Raw genomic sequence first — 508 nt, forward strand, 5'->3', positions numbered from 1 at the left:
AAAATTTAAGCGAAAACAATTCGCTTATATCCGCCGTTGGGGAACCGATATAAAACCAAAACGAATGAAACAAATGTTTGCATACTTGAATAGTACAGGCATGGTTTCACGCCTATCGGAAGGCGAATTTGATTATATCCATTACTACAATGGATTTTTCTATTTGTCACGTATGGGGGAGGACGGAAAACCCGTTTATAGTGATTTGGACGTTTTCGGATTTACCTTCTCTTTGAATGAATATGAACACGATAAAGGGGCAAGTTATCCAGAAGTTACAACCATTATTTGGGATGAATTTCTTACACGTGGTTTATACCTTACGGACGAATTTGTTATTTTCATGAACGTTGTTTCTACCATTATTCGATTGCGGACTGATATTGATATTTGGCTGCTAGGGAACACGGTCAATAAATATTGTCCGATTTTCAAAGAAATGGGATTGACAAATATTCTTGAAATGCCACAAGGAACCATTGATGTTTATTCTTACGGAAATAGTGGC

1 protein-coding gene is annotated in these 508 nt (G+C 36.8%); it reads left to right on the forward strand.

Annotated features, from left to right (window positions below; translation table 11 throughout):
• A partial coding sequence (locus N1032_RS28080; RefSeq protein WP_259544037.1) for a phage DNA encapsidation protein occupies positions 1-508 on the forward strand: 508 nt, incomplete at both ends.

The sequence above is a fragment of the Herbiconiux daphne genome, from assembly GCF_024979295.1.
In the GTDB taxonomy this organism is placed as follows: Bacteria; Actinomycetota; Actinomycetes; order Actinomycetales; family Microbacteriaceae; genus Herbiconiux; species Herbiconiux daphnes.